The organism is Pleionea sp. CnH1-48, from assembly GCF_024124665.1.
In the GTDB taxonomy this organism is placed as follows: Bacteria; Pseudomonadota; Gammaproteobacteria; order Enterobacterales; family Kangiellaceae; genus JAMXSB01.
Map to the genome: position 1 here is coordinate 226,772 of NZ_JAMXSB010000002.1, position 21,018 is coordinate 247,789.

Sequence of the window (21,018 nt, forward strand, 5' to 3'; positions counted from 1 at the left end):
TACTTGTAATTTTTCCAGACTCAGTCCATTTACCAGCAGTAGCAAATACCGAAAAACCAACAAAGAGAATTAACACCTTAAGTTTCATCCTATTAACAATTAAAATACCTATTTTATGAACAATAAGATTATACACCGCTTTCCTCTCATAAAAGCTTTAGATAAAACAGTGACTCTATAAGGCCCAATCCGTTAAAATACGCTCACATTCGAAGAACCACTGATGCGTCCACAAGCAACCATGCTGTACCGATTTAAAGATTTTGAGTTTAACAGTGCCGATCTTGTTTTGAAGCAAAAGGGTGAAGCCGTCGCTATTCGCCATAACGAAGCCAAGGTGCTCAGCCTGCTGTTGCAGCATCGTGACAAAGTGCTCAGCAAAAACGACATATTGTCTCACGTCTGGCAAGACAAGGTGGTCTCTGATCAGGCTATCTTTCAGAATATCAGCCATTTAAGAAATCTATTAGGCAACGACGCCATCAAAACCTTCTCGAAGAGAGGGTATCAATGGCAATTACCCTTGGTTCAATCAGCAGAGCCAAAACACTCACCTCAGCCAACTACAGACATAACCCTTAAAGCTTCCAAACCTCGACGAAGCTCAATACTTGCACTAGCAGCCATTGTTTTAGTGTTCTGTTTAGGATTTATCCTAACCACTCTTCGAGACACCTCCGACCAAAACACCCGAGCAACAGTGTCCAAGATTGCCTATCTGCCCTTTTCAGATCCACAAGATGGCTCATCAATAGAACTGACTGATAATGAGCACTTTAATTTTACAGCGCTCACCCACATAGATTCGAGAAGTTTCAATCTGGCCATCGAGCTAGAATATCCAAAGATTGCTGATGAACATCCGATGGTTTTGTCCATTGATATGCGTGCCCACAACCAGATTACATTTCTCGACTTTTCGCTTAAGGGACGTGTCAATGAATGGAATGGTGAACTATCGGCCTCCAATACAACGCAGGCCATCGCTAAATTACAGCAACATCTGCAACAAGATTTTCTATACTCGTTTCTCAACGAAGTGCAGCCACCTCAAGTCAAACTGGCTAATCTGGCCATTGCTCACCAGCAGCGACCATCGGATCTCATTCTATTAGGTCATCTGGTTCATCACTACATCGCATCCGATGAGTTAGATAAAGCCATGATAATGGCAGAAAAACTCAGTCAACAGGCACAAGAGCAAAAAGACAGCCAGCAACAAGGCAATGCACTCTTGTATCAAAGTCAGATATTAACAAGTAAAGAGTTATATGAACTCAGTGCTCAAAAGTTAACTGCCGCAATCGAACAGTTTGAGCATATTGGCAACTTGAAGCGTCAGGCGGATGCCTGGGTCGCGCGCTCATGGCTCGATCATCAAGCGGGCGATTATGCCGCCGTAAAAAACGATTTGCTAATGTCTGCTCAGCTGTCGGAACAAGCCAGAGATGTTTCTCGAGAATTGCACGCCCTTACCTATCTTTCAGTCATGGCATCTAAAAACCGTCAAGACGAAGATAAATACCAATACCTGCGACAAGCTGAAAGTAAAATGAGAAGCTACCAGCTGCCAATTTATCACTTTGCAAAAATACCTTTTCATTATTCGATATTTACTAAAAAGCCTTCGGACAAAGAGCCACACCTGAAACGGGTTCTGGAATATACGCAACTAACACCTAACCACTGGGTTGCCAAATCAAGTCGCGAACAACTGCTCACTATGTATATTGAACAGAATCGATTGAGTGATGCCAAAGCACTTGTTGATACTCTGGTTGCAAATAACGCCCACAATGCTTATTTACGAGTTCTTCTGGCGAAAGCAACACAAGATTCCCACGCGTTTATTGTTCAGGCACAGCGGGCTTTTGAACAAGCAGAAATGGCCGGAGAAACTCCCTTGAGCCTAAACATCGCCCTTCTCTTATGTGAAGAAAAAGACACTCATGTGAACTACGATTTTTACAGTCAATATATTCGCGAACATGCAACACAGCGTTGGTCTCGTATCAATCAAGAAAAGCTCACAGCGCTTAATTTATAAAGGCAGCACTCAGTGCTGCCTTTGTCTCTTACTGGCTCAAACGATCAGCTCTCTTTTGGCAGCAATGACAGCCAGTTTAACTTCCAGTGGCTGTCCAGTGATTTGATCTTTAGCGAATGTTTGCCTTTGCTTAAATAAATACTGCTTCCTCCCTGAGTCTGCCACTCGTGATAACCGCCTGTTTTGGCAACAGCATATCGATCGAGCTTTTTATCGTCGATCAAAAGCTCAAAACCTGTGCGATCTTCAGGACTCGCAACCCGAAACTCCACTTGATAATGTCCGGCTTTAGTAACGTCTATGGAATATTCCATTTGCGCCTGTTTCGCAATACCTTCGGGCCCTGTCAGCACATGGCCGCCACGATCATTATCGGAAGAAAAACTGATAGAAGCCCCTTCTGTCTTAACGGACCATTCCGCCTCGATCTTGCCTGGCAAATTAAAAGTACCTGCCTTAGTAATAACCGGTTCACTGTAATAACTTTGCAAATGATTTTTTACTGCTACAACGGTGTATTCATACTCATGTTTTCCGGCGTTAGCATCAACAAAATGATTGTGCTTGAGGTTAGCCGCAACCAGCTTAAACATCTCACCTTTTATTGGGTTACGATAGACGCGGTAACCTTCAATATCCTGCTGATGGTGCTTATCCCAGGTTAAGGTCACTACGCCGTCGCTCTGTTTTAACTTCACATTGCGCACAGGCTCTGGAAAGTCAGATATCAGCGCTCGGCGTTTTCGTTCTGTCGCTTGCGCAAATTTAAGTGACTTTAAAAAATACTGGGTCGCTTTAGAAGCTTTTGGAGCCTCGCCATCAAGGGCGACTCGAAAACCATCAACACCACCCGAAAAATCTTCGCCGATGGCTCCGCGAGCTGTGAGCGGGCTATTATCCCAGTGCCAGCTGCTGCCTCTGGCGACACGTCGTCGACATTCGCCATCTTTTCTCGCTGAACCGTCCGTTGGTGCGTTTTCATATCCTCTCACATAACAATCGGCGAGCATTTCTTGAACATTGCTGATCACATCATATAAGCCTAAAGGATTTGGCTTATACATACCGACGATGCTGGCGTAAGCAGAAGAGTCAGAACATTTATGCAACCCAGTCGTCCAATTGTAATAACTGGTGTTAGCATCCCGTTGCAAAATGCTTTCGCCATAGAGATCCGCCGTATTGGCGTATTCGCACACTTGTGTACCATCTTTATCATCACCGAAAAAATAGTCGGTCTTGGTACCTGCTCGAGCGGCATATTCCCACTCAGCTTCTGTTGGTAAGCGGTAGGGTTTCCCCGTTTCTTTAGCCAACCAATCCGTATAAGCTTTGGCTGCCTTCCAGTTGATGCAAACTACTGGTTGAAATTCACTGGTCGTCAGCGCATTGGCATCCCAGCTTCCTGGAGACGCCAGCTTAAACCAACCATCTAACTCATGGCGACATTCGGTAGGTAGAGGATAACCCGTCGCTTTAGCAAACTGCCGAAACTCTTTAACGGTCACTTCGTACTTGCCGAGACCAAAAGCCTTCAAATGGACTTTATGAACAGGTTTAGAGGATTCTCTGTCGTCAGATCCCATTTCAAAACTGCCTGCTGGAATCGTCACCATGGGCGGTTCAATAGGCGAAATATTCTTGCCTGCATAAAGACTCATGCTACCAACCGACACGCATACAGAGAGTAAAACTGTGTTTAATTTCATTCGCTTTTCCTTTGTGTAAAGAGAAAACAAGAATGAGAAAAACGAGTAAGAAAATCCTAGCAAATAGTTAAATTCGGATGAAAATAGAAAAATTATAGATTTATAAGTTAATAAACCAGATCAAGAATACCTTGCTATCTCGTTGTTTTATTTAGTAAATTACTCTCTTATGAATTAGACAGCAATGGCTGAGCAATTAATATACACAAACTACGTTTAGAACTTCTCAGCACCAACTTAAGACACCCTGATGCCATCCTAAGACACTCTGGCCTTTCGAGCTAGTTATCTTTCAACCATCAAATATTCGATAGATGCTCAAATCATTTGAATCAAAGTTAACTAATAGAAGGTGCACGAGGCTCTATTCAATAATTCAAAATGCGCGTTCTGGGAGAAATCATGAAAAGTTCTATTTGCGTCTGCGTGAATCTAATGACATGTCAGAGATTGACCATGACGTTGCATTTATTGGGTCCATTGGTGCAAGGATAGAAAGTGATATCACAACAGAAGTATCTATAAGGCCAATATGCGAGTCATCACAGTAACAGCTCTCTTATAAAACGCTCTGATAACTTATCTTTTTTATCGAAAATATAAAAACAGAAGAAAATCCTATAAATTAAAATATCTCTTAACTTAAAAGCCGCTAAAATTTCTTCTATCCTATTGTTTATTAATAATTATCTTAATATTTCTCGGCATATTAAAATCCATATTATTAGCGATAAACTCGGCCAACAATTGCCTCTTTCGTAAACTTAATATTCGATATGTTCAAAATACGACCAAACTTTCAAATCTCAAAGTCGTCATTCGTCAGCCCTCATTCCCTCTAACCAGCGGCAGGAAATATACGATACCATTTCAGTCGCTTTACCCCGTATAAAACGATATCCATAAGGACGCTTCTCGATATCAAGAGCCACAATGATCTTTTCTGCACCGTATCTGGCTTTCTTTAACAGATTGGCTACGGGGAAAACCGATAAAGAGGTCCCCACTACCAACACTTTCCCCGCTGTTTTTAAGTGTTCCCGCGCCAAATTATAGTTAAGTACCGTCTCACCAAACCACACAATATGAGGGCGTAGTTGCTGGCCATCGGCTGAACAATCGCCAAGATTAATATCCTTGTAGCCGATAGAGACAACATCTTTAATATCACTCTCGCTTCTCGCCTTAGTGATTTCACCATGCACATGAATAACCTGATTAGATCCAGCCCGCTCGTGCAAATCATCGATGTTTTGCGTAATGACGATGGTATTATATTTCTCCTGCAGCTTAGCTATCGCGATGTGTGCTTTATTCGGCGCACAATCCGCTATCTGACGGCGTCTTTCGTTATAAAAATCCAGAACTAACTCAGGATTCGCCTTCCAGGCACCAGGTGTAGCTACTTGTTGTATGGAATAATTATTCCACAGCCCGTCAGCGTCTCTAAAGGTGGGAATGCCACTTTCGGCACTAACACCCGCACCTGTGAGTACAACGACTTTGTTTTTGTCGATAGGTGGTTTCATAATAATCCTTTCACACCCTTATTTATCTTTATTTCCTAGTGTCTTGAGTTCTTACTAGTACGAACGGCTTAGTTCAAACTTCATCAGTTTGGTGTTCAGCTTTTAAAACATTGTTCCAAAGTTGAATAGGCTCAACACCCGCATACCCACTTTCTTGTCCATCATTACACTCAATAACGATCCAGCGACCATCAAGAGTCTGCGCGAGGTCGATAACCAAGAACGGCACTTTAACCGTATCAGATACTTTTTTAGCCAAAGCTAACGCTTCGGCTTTCTCTGATTCGGACCATGAATACTTAACGAATTCAGACCAATAATGCCCCACTCCAACCAGCTTACCCTTATACCAAAAACTTCGAAATTCATAGGACGGTGATACCTTTTCAGTGGAAGCTGCTTCGACTGCTCTTAAGTCTACAAACTCACGACAGACTAACTGCTGCCAGTGCAATATAGGATGGCGTTGATATTCTTTTAGGATACTACGACACTCATCTCTGTTTTTAGCAACACTTAAGTTTTTACTATGCTTGGCTGTCTGACGAGATCCTTTGATAAACACAGGGTAATCAAAGTCACGCTCTATATCTAAAACATCAGGAATCTTGTCGTAACAAATGCTTCTCGGAGTGTCACCTTCGATAAGAGGATACCACTGAGATAATTCACTTGCTCGGAAGTGCTCTTCTACATTGTTTATCAACGCGAATCCTATTTTCTTCAACTCAGAATAAGAGTCTTCATAATTTTCAAATGCCCCTACTCGGCAAATAAGTTCTCGGCCTGGTGGTATCTGGTAAGGTCGACGACATCGAAAAAGTGGTTCAAAAGAAAAATCATAGGCGGACACGCCAACCCACTTTTGAGCTAGCCAAACACACTCCTCTAGATGAAAAATATCAATCTGTTTAATGTTCATAGTTTTTAATTAATCGTGAATTATAAGGCTTCTAATCATCCGCAATAAAGTGCATCACAAACTCTCTTAGGTCTATTCCCAGTATCTCTTCGGCTGCTTTCTGGCCAGCATCTTCTCTAGTCGCCTGGTTTACAAACTGAGCAAAACGACTCCAGTCTGATGAGAATACTGAAACGAGCTTCATTGCTAAATCATAAGAATATTCAGATAAATCGCCAGCCTCTTTGAATCCAGCTCCAGAAAAAAAGCTCTCCAATCTATCCTGCTCCCAAAACACGGAGTGCTTCTCCATATTCAAGTTTTTTTGATAAACATTGTAACCAGCCAGTCGAGACTCAACGCTCATCGCTATACCCTCGTCTATCCAAACTGGCAGGTCATTATCAGAAAGTAATAAATGCGTCAGTTCATGAACAAGCACATGCTCAATTTCGCTGAGCACGACCGATTTCACTACCAGATGTTTAAAGGGCAAAGAAATAAATACCCCAGAACTTTGAGAAAACTCTCCTTCTTCATCATAAAACTGGCCTAAGTAAGAGTAATAGAGTTCCTCATCATCAAAAATAAAGACAGCGCATTTATCTTCGTTAAAGCAATTTATACCAGCGAGCAATTGACGCATACGGTTCAGATTATATCCAACCGCTGTATCAACTGCTTTAGCAAAACTAAAAGGACTTCGTGATAAAACAACAGAATGCGTTAATTCGTAAGCCGAAAAATCAGCACCCACCTTGTCACCAAGAGAGGCTATCCAGTGCCGAAACCAATAGGGAAAATAATGTTTATACTTCTCTAAATCGATATTGTTGGATTCACTAGCTGTGACCACCTCTGAGAAGGACACACCAAACTCATTAGAAAATTGCTCTTCAAGGTTCGTAGTTGTTAGTAGAAAGTTTTCTCCATTACCTTTTTCTTCTGGCTCATAGGCTGGCATGTGGCCAATAATAAAAATGGCGCCAAGAAAAGGCACGCCCCAAACAAACAATGAATAATTTTTTATCTGATTGACTGTAAGATTGATATTATTTTTAATACGTCCTAACGCAATTGAATTAAAAACTAACCAAATAAGAACAATCAATGCTACTGCAAGATATAACATTATTTAAACCTTTTAAAACTTATACGACCACATTAAATAGGCGAAAATCCAGTTTATTAATAATCAATATCCATTGATTAATCCATGTGCTTACGCACCTGCTCAGTAGTTACGACGGGAACTCCAGCTTCTAACATTTTCTCACAAACAACTAATGATAGCTCTTCGTCTTCTATTAGAAGTGCATAGTTGTCTTTTGATACAGGTAAATACCCTATACTCTGTTCAGTAATGATTTCAAATTTTAAACCCAAATTCGTCGCTAATGCAGCCATATTATTACACTCCTTATCGTTAAAAATATCAGGAGTATCGTAGTAACCTTCTCCTTTAAGTAAGCAGACAACCTCAAGAAGCTTCATTTTCTTAAATTCTGGAACCACCTTTCTGAGCGCTATTATTTCTTGATTACTTGGCCCTCCTTGTGCAAATCGAAAGATCAAACGCCATACCTGGCTGTCAATCCGGTGAAGCTGCCAACCCGGGTCGCTGCCGTCCCATAGATATTCAAGATCATCTAGTTTCACAGGCACCTCTCCCAACTAAAGCCATAAAATACAATAAAAACAAACCATTATAAAGAAATTGCAAGCCCATTTCGCACTTAAACATTCCAGCTATTTAACCAACATATTCCCCAACTTGATAAAAAACCGATTGACCATCGGTTTTTTATCAGTATGATAGCGATACTCACACTTTACGTAATGGTATCTAACTATGGTGCAATCTCCAATCTTGGGAGAACTTGAGATAAAAGTCATGGAACATTTATGGATTCACCGTGAAGGAACGGTTAAATCGGTCCATGAACACCTCAGTAGCACTAAGAAGCTCTCGACCAATACGATCCAATCTGCACTCGAAAGACTTTTTAGAAAAGAACTCTTAGTCAGAAGTAAGCAGAGCCACAGTTACATCTATTCCGTAAAAGTCTCTAAAGAAGAACTACTCGGCTCCATGATTACCGATATGTTAGGTCGTTTCGGCACTGATTCTCAGCTGTCAACAGCGGCTATCATCAACGCCGCCGAGTCCATTGATGACGACGCTTTAAATATGCTCGGAGCAGAAATTGAACGCCGCCGAAAAGTAGGTGAATCATAATGTCGTTGATGTTTTTCTGGATGTTTTTTGTTACCGCTCTCATGGCGTGGATACTTGGTAACGTGATCGCCTGGGGCGTTAGCCACACCAAAGTATGTAGCAGTGTTAAAAACGAAAGAAGATTGCTGTGGTTTGCAGCAACCATGCCGTTGTCTCTACCAATCTTGATTTCGGTGTCTTTGGTTATTTTGTCCATTGCCAAACTGACAGGCTGGTTAGATGATCATTGCTTAACTCACTCGCTCCACCACCCTCACTTTTGCTTAGTACACTTTCCCGAAGTGACTTTAAGTACTATTCAATCAGGTCTCTGGATCTGTGTCATTATGGTGTTAACTTCTGCTTTTATCTATCGAGCAGCTTATAAAATCAAAGCATTGTACCAACGAAACCAGCTGGCTCGTCTTGTGCAACCAAACAAGCTGTTTCAATTATTTGAGCATCGGCAGCTGCTCGCATTCACCTCGGGTGTATTCTCTCCCAAAATATTTATGTCTACGGGAATTATGAAGTACCTGACCAAAAGAGAACAGCGTATAGTACTCGCGCACGAAAGCGCTCATATTAGAAGAAAGGACGTATTCAAAAACATCTGGTTCGAGATTTTTTTGACATTCCATCTTTCGCCAGGAAAGTTACAAAAGCGTTGGCAACTCTCTACAGAAATAAGAGCCGACCAAGATGTTGCCAACCAATTTAACCAACTGGAAGTGGCTGAAGTGTTACTCAAGCTGGCTCGCTGCCAACAGTCTAACCTGTATCCAGTTTCTATATTAGGCTCTGAAGTAGAACAAAGGATTCGTTTTCTTTTGGAGCGAGAACAATCCAAAACGAAGTTCTTCTCATCAAACATTATGTTGTGGTCATACTTTTTACTATTACCTCTTTTGGTTGTATCCAATCACCACGCAATAGAAACCTTTATCGGCTGGATCCTTTGATCCCATAATCATACTAATAAATAAAATACATAAAAGGGGTAACCATGAAACACACAGCTCTTATTGCTGCGATGCTTGCTTTTTCTCTAAGCATGACAGGTTGTAGCGACGATCATCACGGTGATGATCATGCCCACTCGGCTACCGACAAAAATACTCACTCTCACGGTAATGACGAACATTCTCATGGCGACGAGAAACACAGTCATAGCCATGATGAACAGCATAAAGAAAAGCCCAAAACAGAAGCTTATTATGGCGATGATGACAATCAGTCAAAAGAACCCAAAAAAGATAATCATACTCACGATGGCAAAGAACATTCTCATGACGACAATAGCCACTCGCATGAAGACAAAGACCACTCTCATGACGAAGGCGACCATGATCACTAAGTCTCTTGCTACTCAACTAAGCTTCATCTTTATTGCGGGTTGGTTGACTAGCCTCCCCGCACAAGCGGGTGGTGGTCACGCCCACTCAGCACCTGAGCAACATAAAGAAGAAAAAGAACCCGCAAATGTCGTCACCCACTATAACGATACGACAGAACTTTTTGTTGAGTTCCCTCCCCTGGTTGTCAATAAACCCTCGACTTTTGCTGCGCACTTTACTCAGCTCAAAGACTTTAAGCCTGTTCTTAATGGCGTATTGGATATTTATTTAAAAACTCAAGAGAAAACTGTCGCTCGATTCAGAGTTCGCGAACCAGCCCGCACAGGTATCTTTTTGCCCGATGTTGTGCCTAACAAAACAGGTCGTTTTGAGCTTCAAGTCAAACTTACCACCGAAGACTTTGAAAGTGTCCATCACCTTGGTCATATTTCAGTGTATGCAAAGAAAACCGACGCAAAAATAGAACACACAGCCAATGAAGGTGACGTTGGCTACCTCAAAGAACAACAGTGGCAAAACCCATTTGCCAGCGTTCAAGTTCAAAATAAAGCGCTGCGTCCATCTTTACCTGGCTTTGGAACGGTCACGGCACCTCTTAATGAATTTACTATTATTCGAGCACCAGAAGATGGTTATTATACGGCACCTCGGATGATCACTGCAGGCCACTCAATCGCGGTTAATGAGTCACTAGGTAGTTTTGTTCCACGATTAGGCTCAAACTCTGATATTGGAAATTTGCAACTGGATATTGAGCGTGCTGAGTCGAAGCTAAAACTAGCTAAAGCGGACGTTGTTCGCCAGGAAAAACTCTACCAAAAAGGCTCAGTTTCTGAAAAGCTTTTGATGGAGGCGAAACAGGAACAAACGGTAGCCAGTGCCGAACTCAAAACAGCAAAGACGCGTCTTGCCCAACAAACGGGCAAGCACAAAGCAGCAGGTATTCTGTTAACTTCTCCTCTTCAGGGTGAAGTCACTCAAGTGTTTGTTCACCCTGGCTCTTATGTTTTAGAAGGTGCGCCTTTGTTTGCCATCGCCAATAAAAACATGCGTTGGTTAAACGTTCAAATTCCAGAAAAATTCGGCGAAAGAGTTAACGAAACTTCTGGCGTATGGTTTAAGTCCAGCAAACAGATGGTCGTTTTAGATACCACAAACAATGCCAGCCTTGTTAAAATAAATCAGCAAGTGACTTTGCCTTCCAGAACTGTCGAAGTGGCTATTGCCTACCCTACCTCACAAGGCCCTGGCCTGATAGGTTCTCGTTTTCCAGTTAACCTGTTTATTGGTGAATCAAAATCTGTTTTGGCTATCCCTACCTCTTCCGTTATTGATGATAACGGTCAGTCTGTTGTTTACGTCCAATCTGAAGGAGAATCTTTTGAACGCCGAGTGGTCACTTTAGGCATCAAAGATACTCATTGGGTGGAAGTAATATCCGGTGTTCAAAACAATGAACGAGTGGTTTCGAAAGGTGCTTACTATGTCAAGTTAGCAACCTTAGGTGGAGATTCTCTCGGACACGGTCACGCCCATTAATTAGCGGCATTACTATGATAAAAAATACTATTCACTGGTCGCTAAAAAACCGACTGCTAATTGTTGCCATGGCCGCACTCTTGCTATTTTGGGGTGGATGGACAGCAAAAGATACGCCCATTGATGTCTTCCCGGACCTTACAGCCCCTGTTGTGACAGTGGTAACCGAAGGTCGAGGAATGCCACCACAAGATGTGGAGCAGCTGATTACTTTTCCGATTGAAACTGCAATGAATGGTGCCAGTGGTGTACGCCGAGTGCGCTCGAGTACAGGCGTGGGTATTTCTGTCATTCATATTGATTTTGAATGGGGCACCGATATTTATAATGCCCGACAAATTGTCTCAGAAAAACTCCAAACCACGCTATCTAGTTTGCCAAGTGATATCCCTCCACCAATTTTAGCTCCCGTATCATCGGTGATGGGCGAAATTATGTTTATCGCCCTGGTATCTGATAAACACTCAGAAATGGAACTAAAAACCGTTGCAGACTGGGTAGTACGTCGACGCATTCTTGCAGTACCGGGCATTGCTGAAGTTGTTCCCAACGGTGGTGAAACACAGCAATTTCAAGTAGTCGCCTCTCCAGAACGGTTATCTGCTTATGGGGTCTCTTTACAACAATTAAATAATGCCGTATCTAAAGCCAGTGCAAATGCCTCCGCAGGCTTTTTTGTAGAGAATCAGCAAGAACACCTGATTCAAGGACTGGGCCGCATTGAAAATTTATCGGATATCGAGCAAGCCTTCGTCACGACTCGTGATGGTTTTCCGGTACTGGTTCGTGATCTGGCCGATGTGCAGATAGGTCCTGCTCCAAGACGTGGGACAGCAGCTTACAACGCAAAGTCTTCTATCGTGCTAGGCGTTCAAAAGCAACCCAATACCAACACACTAAAGCTAACGGAAGAATTAGATAACGTGATCGCCAATCTACAGGACACTCTACCTGAAGGTATGCGTATCGAAACCAATGTCTTCCGTCAGTCCGACTTTATTAATACTTCAATCAGTAATTTAACAACCGCGTTACGAGACGGCGCAATATTGGTTGTTGCTATCATGTTCATCTTTTTGTTAAGTGCCAGAGCAACCAGCATCGCACTGCTAGCAATACCGCTTTCGGTACTCACGGCTATTTTAACCATTTACTGGTTAGGTGGTAGTTTAAACACTATGACATTAGGCGGTATCGCTATTGCCATGGGCGCCTTGGTAGACGACGCCATCATTGTGGTCGAAAACATCGTTAGACGATTAAGAGAAAACGCACACCGAGAAACTCCCTACCCCATGTTTCGAGTGATTCTTAAAGCAACACAAGAAATCCAGAGTTCTATTGTGTTTGCCACGCTGATTATCATCCTGGTTTTTATTCCGCTATTTTTCTTAAGCGGTGTTGAAGGAAAGCTTCTGCAACCTCTTGGTTTTGCCTATGTAATGGCATTATCAGCTTCATTATTTGTTGCATTAACCGTAACACCGGTCTTATGTTTTTATTTACTCCCAGCTAGCAGCGTGGTTAGAACAACGCATGACTCCAGGTTTATTCAAATACTGAAATCTGGCTACCGCCCCTGGTTAAAAATGGCCATCACTCACAGTCGGTGGATCATAGCCGTTGCTCTTGTGGGATTAGTGCTGTCGGTTATCACACTCACCCAATTTGGCCGCGGATTTTTGCCAGAGTTCAATGAAGGCAGTTTAACCGTTAGTGCAGTAACGCTACCAGGTACCTCCTTAGAGACTTCTAATGATATCGGTCAACGAGTAGAACAGATCTTGCTATCTGAGCCAGAAGTGATCGCAACGGCTCGTCGAACAGGCCGAGCGGAACTGGACCCACATGCTCAGCAGGTTTTTGCATCAGAGATAGAAGTGACGCTGAACATGAAAGAGCGCTCTAAAGCCGAGTTACTCACTTCTCTACGTCAAAAGTTTTCTTCCGTACCAGGAACCAATGTTGTCATAGGTCAACCGATTTCCCATCGCATTGATCACATGCTGTCGGGAACTCGAGCTAACATTGCTATCAAACTTTTTGGAGAAAACTTGAGTGAGCTACGGAAGCTAGGGAAACAAGTTGAGAGCCTTGTCGCACAAGTTCCGGGCGCTGTAGATGTAGCCATGGAACAGCAAAGTGAAATCCCCTTTCTGCAGATCAAATTCGACCGACCAGCGCTCGCGAACTATGGCCTGTCTGTGCAAGATGCTGCAAACATTATTGAAACAGCTTTTGATGGCAAAAAAGTGGGTAGCGTACTCGCAGGCCAAGCTAATTTCGATCTGGTAGTGAAGTTACTGAATACTCAGCAACCTTCTGACGAGTCCATCAAAAATACACTCATAACCTTAGACAACGGAGCTATCGTTCCAATTCAAGCCATTGCCAACATTGAGCGTCGTCGTGGGGCGAATACAATATCGCGAGAAGATGTGCAGAGAAAGCTGGTGGTTATGGCCAATGTCGCAGAGCGGGATTTGGTCAGCGTGGTAGAAGACATTAAGCGTACAATACAGACAAACATTGAGTTACCCGCCGGATACTTTGTTGCCTACGGCGGGCAATTTGAAAGCGCGCAATCGGCCAGCTCAAAGTTACTGATGCTAGGCATCATTGTCATCATTGGTATCTTCTTTTTATTAGTCACAGCATTTAACTCTATACGTGATGCTTTTTTAATTATGTTAAACCTGCCACTCGCACTGATTGGTGGTATTGCAGGTGTCTGGATAATAGGTGGGACCCTCACTATTGCCGCCATTATTGGTTTTATCACTCTCTTTGGTATTGCGACTAGAAACGGGGTTATCTTGATTGATCATATCAGACATCTATTGGACGAAGGTTTACCGTTAAAACAGGCTATCGAACAAGGCTCAGAAGAACGTCTGGTCCCCATTTTAATGACAGCACTGGCAACCGCTTTGGCACTGGTTCCGCTCGCACTGGCTGCAGGACAACCTGGCAGCGAAATTCAAGCGCCCATGGCTGTGGTCATTCTATTTGGATTAATTAGCTCTACCCTCTTGAATATGTTGGTTGTGCCAGCGTTATACTTTTATTTCGCCAATTTTAACAAGCACTAAAGTCTGTCTACTCAAGATGGAGTAAACAACCTTGTGTATGATTCTCCACTATCAGAGTCAAATCGTCTTTAAGTGTCCTAAGCAATGAGAAGAGAAACCTTCTCATTGCTTAATTTTCTTAGTTAACTTCATAAATTCTTTAATAATTTTCGCTCACTAAATCTAAGTATTAGTCTATTATTATTCAGGGGAAGTACTTGTTACGATAATACTGGAGCACCAATGAAGCGGTTCTTTTTGCCATCGATTCTCTTGATGAATCGGCTTAAATACAGCAGCAAATTCATTCTTGTGAGTGTCATATTCCTTATTCCGTTATTTATTCTAGGATTTGGTTATCTGTCTCAAGCCGCAGAGTCGATAAAAAAGAGCCGCCAAGAAATTGCTGCACTGCAAGTGATTCCTCAGGTAGAATCACTCTACCGTACTTATAACGCTTACCTCCAAGAGGCGATAGTTGCTAATCGAGATCTTAGTGAAGCCCAGTTAGCGCGCGTAAAAAGCTCCCTGAACACTTTCAACCAAGAACTCGATAAGCTAGCACGAGGTTCACATAAGTTTACTCAAACAGAAAGCTGGAAGAAACAAGTCGCCAAAATTCAAAATTCGGCCAATACATCAAGCCAACTCTCATTTAACGTTAGAGATTCTGTAGCCGATATACTCGCAGGCCTACAAACTCCGGCGAACGAGATCATTCAGCTACAAAAGATTTTGGCGATAGAAACGGGTATCGCAAATGACTCTGAACTAGCAAACTATTATCTGGCGCGCTATCTCACTAATGATATATTCGAGATGTATCAGGTCTATAACAAAATACTTGCCGTTACCAACTCAGGCTTAGCGTTGCAGCCACCGGATAATCGTTTGTTCGATGAAATGTCGATTGAATTTGATGCCTTAAAAGTGATCAAAGAAAAATCATTGGCGAGCAATCAATACTTAATGACTTTCGATAGCCGCCTTAGACAACTCGATAGCAACTTCAGCAAACAACAGCAAGAACTAGCCGACTTACTCACCTTTATTGACGAGCAGTTCTTTTTGGCAATGGATATTACGGTCACTCGCCAACAAATGCATGATCGTATCATGAAAAACGAACAAACTTTGCATCAAAGCTACCAGCAAGGAAAGGTGCTTTTGCAAGAGTTTTATGAAGAGCGCATTGCCGATCAGAATGCCCAGCTGTATTCTTTATTGACCTTCGTGATCATCTCACTACTAGCCGCAGGTTATCTTTTTATTGGTATGAGCTTTTCTATTGGTATGAGTGTCCGTAGTTTGATAAAAACAGCCGAACGATTTGCCTCTGGTGACACCGATGTCAGAGCAGGCATTTATAGCAAAGACGAAATCGCCTCATTAAGTAAGTCCTTTAATTGGATGATCGAAAAAGTAGGCACCCTACTCAACTCAATCAATGCATCCTCCGACAAAGTGACCAAGCAAGCCAACGATGTTGAGAATATTGCCTCCCAAACAGGAACCGCTGTCGCTCAACAACAAAGCTCAACACAACAAATCATTGATGCTACTCATGATCTGTTATTGTCAGTGAAGGAAATTTCGGCCAATACCGAAGGGGTTAGTCATGCAGTAAACCTATCTACTGAACAGGCAGAAGCCAGCAGCGAAATAGTAAGCTCGGCCAGACGTTCAAATACAGAGCTATCAGAAGAAATCAGCGCTTCGATGAATGTTATTGAGCATCTGGATACACAAAGTAAAAACATTAGCCAAGTATTAGAAGTTATCAAATCTATTGCAGAGCAAACCAACTTACTGGCTTTAAATGCCGCTATTGAAGCAGCACGAGCAGGCGAGCAAGGTCGCGGCTTTGCCGTTGTAGCCGATGAGGTTCGCTCTCTCGCTCAACGTACCCAACAATCAACGCAAGAAATAGAATCAACCATCGTCGCATTGCAAACTGGTGTATCAGAGGTCGTTCAGGTAATGAATCGTTGTAATGATAAAACACAAGAAACCTTGCAGGAGTCCGAACGCCTGGATGAAGCTCTACTAAAGATAAATGAAGTCGTTGGCGATATACAAGGTAAAAACCAGGCGACTATTCAAACCTCAGGAACCCAACAGTCGCTCGCGCAAAGCATAGAAAGTTTATTGCATGATATTCAACAAGTATCAGGAGTAACGGCCAACTACTCAACAGATACTATCAAAGCCGGTCAGGAAATGAGCCGCTTGTCAGAAGAGATGCGTAATGTGGTTGATACTTTTTATCAAAAACGTTGATTCACTCTTCTTTAAACGTATCTAAGTTTCACTTTGGTAAAAACCAAAATACAGCAGTATAAAGAATTGGCTGAGGTACCTGCTGGTTGGCGTACTTATCGGGATCATCTATTAGCCTTTGCTTTATTTTTTTGAGCGCAATGATACCCAATATTGAATGAACAAAGAGCAAAACAGAAAAAAGTGCAACTAATATAGAGAATAAACTCGGTTTAAATAATGCTGACGGTACGGACAGTATGGTCAAAAGACCAAATAATACGCATGATATCCAATGGTTTTGTAGTGAACTTGATATCTCCTGACTTTTACTAACCGCTGTCGATACTCTCTTTCTTCTTCTCACATCCATCATCCACCATGTAAAACTGTAGACAATCTATATTAAGCAAAAAGTAAATGCAAGGTGCCAGGAAAAGAGTGAGAAGTCTATGTGGTTACTCTCGTTTACTAGAGATGTGCAGTTAACTCATTTTATAAAAAAGTCATGACGTCACTTTAAAATCCACCCAAAGTGACGTCATATTTCACACTATAATTTAAGGTCGAAACGGTCAAGCTTCATCACCTTAGACCAGGCTTTGGCAAAGTCCTGAACAAACTTTTCTTTTGCGCCTTCAGATGCATACACTTCAGCAATCGCTCTGAGCTCAGAGTTAGAACCGAAAATCAGATCAACTGGCGTGGCCTTCCATTTTAACTTGCCATTGGAACGATCATAGCCTTCATATACACCTTTTGACTTCTTTGATTTTTTCCATTCCACCGACATATCTAAAAGATTAACAAAAAAGTCATTCGTTAAAGTTCCTGGCTTATCGGTGAAAACTCCGTAGCTGGATTTATTACTATTAGCATTAAGTGCTCGCATGCCTCCGACTAACACGGTCATTTCTGGCGCGGTGAGCTCAAGCATGCTGGCCTTATCGACTAGCATTTCTGCTGGTGAATGAGGATTACCTTTTTCAAAGTAGTTACGGAAGCCATCCGCTGTCGGCTTAAGAAACTCAAACGACTTAACATCCGTTTTTGCTTGGCTAGCATCACTGCGACCAGGGGAAAAAGGCACAGTTACCTTAACACCGGCTTTTTTGGCCGCTTTCTCAATACCTGCCGCACCACCTAACACAATCATATCGGCTAAGGAGATCTGTTTATTCCCCTTCTGTGCTTTATTAAAGTCCTTCTGGATCTTCTCGAGCTTGCTTATCACCTTGGCTAACTCTTTAGGATCATTCGCTTGCCAATCTTTTTGTGGAGCCAGACGAACGCGAGCGCCATTTGCACCGCCACGCATGTCTGTCCCGCGATAGCTTGATGCAGAAGCCCAGGCTGCTTTTACCAGCTGCGACGTTGATAATCCTGATTTATTAATTTTATCTTTTAGCTTTTTGATATCCGAAGCATTAACCAACGAATGATTAACAGCGGGCACAGGATCTTGCCATATCAATTCTTCTTGAGGAGCGAACTCACCCAGATAACGAATACGCGGTCCCATGTCTCGATGAGTTAACTTAAACCAGGCTTTGGCGAAAGCCAGTTCAAACTCTTTAGGGTTATCAAGAAAACGTTTGGAGATCTTATTGTATGCAGGATCAAAACGTAAAGCCAAATCCGTAGTAAACATGATCGGCGCATGACGCTTTTTAGGGTCGTATGCATCGGGTACTAATGAAGCAGCACTTTTATCATCCGGAATCCACTGAGTTGCACCTGCTGGGCTTTTTGTTTTTACCCAGTTGAAAGCATAGAGGTTTTGCAAAAAGTTATGAGTCCAGGCAACTGGGTTAATCGTCCAGGCACCTTCTAAACCACTAGTGATGGTGTCAGCACCTTTTCCGCTGCGATAACTGTTTTTCCAACCTAGCCCTTGTTGCTCAACACCTGCCCCTTCAGGCTCCACGCCCACATACTTGGCTTTTGCTGCACCATGAGCTTTACCAAAGGTATGACCGCCAGCAATCAAAGCAACGGTTTCTTCATCATTCATTGCCATGCGACTAAAGGTTTCGCGAATGTCTTTGGCTGCTTTTAGAGGATCTGGCTCTCCATTAGGTCCTTCTGGATTAACGTAAATTAATCCCATACGTGTTGCTGCTAATGGTTTGTCCAGTTTACGCTTGCCACTATGACGTTTGCTGGCTAACCACTCGCCTTCGCTACCCCAGTTAACAATTTCAGGCTCCCAGGCATCTTCACGCCCGCCAGCAAAACCGAAGGTTTTAAAACCCATGGATTCCATTGCGACCGTACCCGCTAGCACCATTAAATCTGACCAAGAAATTTTGTTACCGTATTTTTGTTTGATAGGCCACAGCAATCGTTGCGCTTTATCCAGATTGCCGTTATCTGGCCAACTGTTAAGTGGCGCAAAACGCTGCATACCACCATCAGCGCCGCCTCGTCCATCAAAAGTACGGTAAGTACCAGCACTGTGCCAGGACATTCGAATAAACAATGGACCATAATGTCCGTAATCAGCAGGCCACCAGTCTTGTGAAGTCGTCATAAGCTTCACAAGATCAGCTTTAAGTGCTTTGAGATCGAGCTTCTTAAACTCTTCGGCATAGTTAAAATCTTTGCCTAATGGTGAAACCTCGTTACTTTTTCTTAATGGCTCCAGATCCAGTTTCTGTGGCCACCAATAGTCGTTGGATTTAGGTTGGGAATTTTTAGCGTTGGCAGTACTCGATACAGCCATAGTGAGCACAGTAACAATCGCGACCGTTGCTTTATTCATAGTCTATTACTCCTCAAAAGAGTCTCATAATTCTTTTTTATAATTTATAAATGCGATGCCAAAGCACTGTTTTGTTGAGATATCGACTTATTCAACTCTTAACAATGCTATGAAAATTAGACTAACGAATAACAATGGCGATGTGTAATCAAAAGAATCTATTGGTACAATTGATTTTATCAATCGTACTATTGGTTTGAGATTTCTTACCTACCTAATGAGTATTAAAAAATAATTTTTTGAGAATAAAAACAACTATTGGCGCTCACTTTTTCTTCAAGACTAACTTTTATCGCTTTGCGCAGCACATAATCCTTTCTTGCATGGTATCGTTTCCCAATGTTCAAGTATATCTTGAATAAACTTTGTCGGCGGTAAGTAATTATGCTCAGATATGTAGTGGTCGATCATTTGTGGCAAGTAATAAAGCGCATACTTTGTTTCTATAACAAATTCACCGCGCTCCTCATACTGATTACACAACTCACAGGTATGATACCCAAGATCAGCAGTGTCAACATAGTGATATTGTTTAAAGTGCATAATGATATCTAAAGCTTTAGAGTCAATATTACCTTCATTAGGAACATAAGTTCCAAGCCAGCCAACCCAAACACCATTAAAACATCCTTCAAAGGAAGTCGAGTAAGCAATGGAAGAAGAAAACTCTCGTCTTGTAAAGTCAGGGACAAATGCTCCATCAGCCCTACTAAAAGCGTTCTCTTGAGACTCAGTATCTTTATTTTGCCTTTTCCGCCTTTTAAAAAACATCGCTTCACCGCTTACTAGCAAGAACTTTAGTACTCTAAGCTCTCAGGTTCTTAGTTTGGACAAACAAACACACTAATATACCAAGGCGTTTTTTGGCGTGTTAAGCCAATACTGAACTGACTCTGGTTGCCCAGTTTCTTTAAAGACTTTTCGGCAAGTGCTTTAATTGCATCGGCAGCTTCAGTTTCATCCTTGTTCTTTCGAATAGTATAACCATCTATCTGGTAACCAGCTTTGGCATTAATGGACTCAGGTAACTCTCTGATCCTGACTCTTCCTTTTGCACCCTCCGACAACAATTGATCGCCAATTGCTTTTGCTTGGCTCTTAGCAATATTACCCGATGAAGAGCACCAGAAAACATCAAAGTCCCACTGTCCCCAGTTATAACTTGCAGGTGCACTGCGTTGTTTTTCTGGTTCGGCATACACTTTATTAAGAAACTTTTCTTCTTGCGCCAAGATACGCCCAATGTTTGCTTTTACTGCCGGCTCTCCCCCTTGCTTTAAGACATTGAGCAAGGATGATCGCAGAGGTTCTTCTACCATCACAATAACAAAGGCTTTTGCGGCTTCCTGTTTCTTTGGATTACCCTCCTCCAATGATTGTGTCACAATATCATAAATTCTTATATTAAAGTCCTGGTTACTTTCTCGCTCTGCTCGTTCCTCTTTTGAGCGCTTGATCAACAAGTCAATTTCGCTTATGCGCTCTTCAAGTTGTTGGTCTCTATCTCGAAGCGCCAAATCATTTTGACTCACTTGATAGTTTAAAATGCCTACCATCACGGCTGTTCCGACAGAAATAATTGGAACGGCAATATGTTTGATGAAATCAGTTAATGTCATAAGA

The 21,018-nt window shown here is 42.3% G+C and carries 15 protein-coding genes; 7 read left to right on the forward strand and 8 right to left on the reverse strand.

Annotation, left to right across the window (positions count from 1 at the left end):
- The first annotated feature begins 223 nt into the window (after positions 1-223).
- On the forward strand, positions 224-2,047 hold the full coding sequence (locus NH399_RS03565; RefSeq protein ID WP_253037057.1) for a winged helix-turn-helix domain-containing protein: 1,824 nt from the start codon (positions 224-226) through the stop codon (positions 2,045-2,047).
- 44 nt (positions 2,048-2,091) lie between these two features.
- Here NH399_RS03565 and NH399_RS03570 read toward each other — a convergent pair whose 3' ends face one another.
- The 5 genes from NH399_RS03570 to NH399_RS03590 form a co-directional block, all read right to left on the reverse strand.
- Positions 2,092-3,756 (reverse strand): SUMF1/EgtB/PvdO family nonheme iron enzyme, encoded by a 1,665-nt coding sequence (locus NH399_RS03570; RefSeq protein WP_253037058.1) that lies wholly within the window; start codon positions 3,754-3,756, stop codon positions 2,092-2,094.
- An 815-nt stretch (positions 3,757-4,571) separates the two neighbouring features.
- Positions 4,572-5,285 carry an NAD-dependent deacylase gene (locus NH399_RS03575; protein WP_253037059.1) on the reverse strand — a complete coding sequence of 238 codons (714 nt, stop codon included), beginning with the start codon at positions 5,283-5,285 and terminating at the stop codon, positions 4,572-4,574.
- A gap of 73 nt (positions 5,286-5,358) precedes the next feature.
- Positions 5,359-6,207 (reverse strand): ATP-grasp domain-containing protein, encoded by an 849-nt coding sequence (locus NH399_RS03580; RefSeq protein ID WP_253037060.1) that lies wholly within the window; start codon positions 6,205-6,207, stop codon positions 5,359-5,361.
- A 31-nt stretch (positions 6,208-6,238) separates the two neighbouring features.
- Positions 6,239-7,318 carry a hypothetical protein gene (locus NH399_RS03585; RefSeq protein WP_253037061.1) on the reverse strand — a complete coding sequence of 360 codons (1,080 nt, stop codon included), beginning with the start codon at positions 7,316-7,318 and terminating at the stop codon, positions 6,239-6,241.
- A gap of 77 nt (positions 7,319-7,395) precedes the next feature.
- On the reverse strand, positions 7,396-7,845 hold the full coding sequence (locus tag NH399_RS03590) for a hypothetical protein (protein WP_253037062.1): 450 nt from the start codon (positions 7,843-7,845) through the stop codon (positions 7,396-7,398).
- Positions 7,846-8,038: 193 nt separating this feature from the next.
- Between NH399_RS03590 and NH399_RS03595 the strand changes: the two genes are divergently transcribed.
- The 6 genes from NH399_RS03595 to NH399_RS03620 all read left to right on the forward strand — a co-directional run bounded on the left by NH399_RS03595 (position 8,039) and on the right by NH399_RS03620 (position 16,652).
- Positions 8,039-8,425, forward strand: coding sequence for a BlaI/MecI/CopY family transcriptional regulator (locus NH399_RS03595; RefSeq protein ID WP_256489269.1), 387 nt, complete (start codon positions 8,039-8,041; stop codon positions 8,423-8,425).
- Positions 8,425-9,366, forward strand: a complete 942-nt coding sequence (locus tag NH399_RS03600; protein WP_253037064.1) for a M56 family metallopeptidase — start codon at positions 8,425-8,427, stop codon at positions 9,364-9,366. The genes NH399_RS03595 and NH399_RS03600 overlap by 1 nt, the downstream gene beginning before the upstream one ends.
- A 44-nt stretch (positions 9,367-9,410) precedes the next feature.
- On the forward strand, positions 9,411-9,761 hold the full coding sequence (locus NH399_RS03605) for a hypothetical protein (protein ID WP_253037065.1): 351 nt from the start codon (positions 9,411-9,413) through the stop codon (positions 9,759-9,761).
- Positions 9,736-11,301: an efflux RND transporter periplasmic adaptor subunit gene (locus tag NH399_RS03610; protein ID WP_253037066.1), complete on the forward strand. Its 1,566-nt coding sequence runs from the start codon at positions 9,736-9,738 to the stop codon at positions 11,299-11,301. The genes NH399_RS03605 and NH399_RS03610 overlap by 26 nt, the downstream gene beginning before the upstream one ends.
- Before the next feature lie 14 nt (positions 11,302-11,315).
- On the forward strand, positions 11,316-14,393 hold the full coding sequence (locus tag NH399_RS03615) for an efflux RND transporter permease subunit (protein ID WP_253037067.1): 3,078 nt from the start codon (positions 11,316-11,318) through the stop codon (positions 14,391-14,393).
- A 222-nt stretch (positions 14,394-14,615) separates the two neighbouring features.
- Complete coding sequence (locus tag NH399_RS03620; protein ID WP_253037068.1) at positions 14,616-16,652, forward strand: methyl-accepting chemotaxis protein; 2,037 nt, start codon at positions 14,616-14,618, stop codon at positions 16,650-16,652.
- 532 nt (positions 16,653-17,184) lie between these two features.
- Here NH399_RS03620 and katG read toward each other — a convergent pair.
- The 3 genes from katG to NH399_RS03635 all read right to left on the reverse strand — a co-directional run bounded on the left by katG (position 17,185) and on the right by NH399_RS03635 (position 21,014).
- Positions 17,185-19,356: a catalase/peroxidase HPI gene (gene katG / locus NH399_RS03625; RefSeq protein WP_305885088.1), complete on the reverse strand. Its 2,172-nt coding sequence runs from the start codon at positions 19,354-19,356 to the stop codon at positions 17,185-17,187.
- A 321-nt stretch (positions 19,357-19,677) separates the two neighbouring features.
- Positions 19,678-20,166: a hypothetical protein gene (locus tag NH399_RS03630; RefSeq protein WP_253037070.1), complete on the reverse strand. Its 489-nt coding sequence runs from the start codon at positions 20,164-20,166 to the stop codon at positions 19,678-19,680.
- A 50-nt stretch (positions 20,167-20,216) separates the two neighbouring features.
- Positions 20,217-21,014 carry a hypothetical protein gene (locus tag NH399_RS03635; RefSeq protein WP_253037071.1) on the reverse strand — a complete coding sequence of 266 codons (798 nt, stop codon included), beginning with the start codon at positions 21,012-21,014 and terminating at the stop codon, positions 20,217-20,219.
- Positions 21,015-21,018 lie beyond the last annotated feature (4 nt).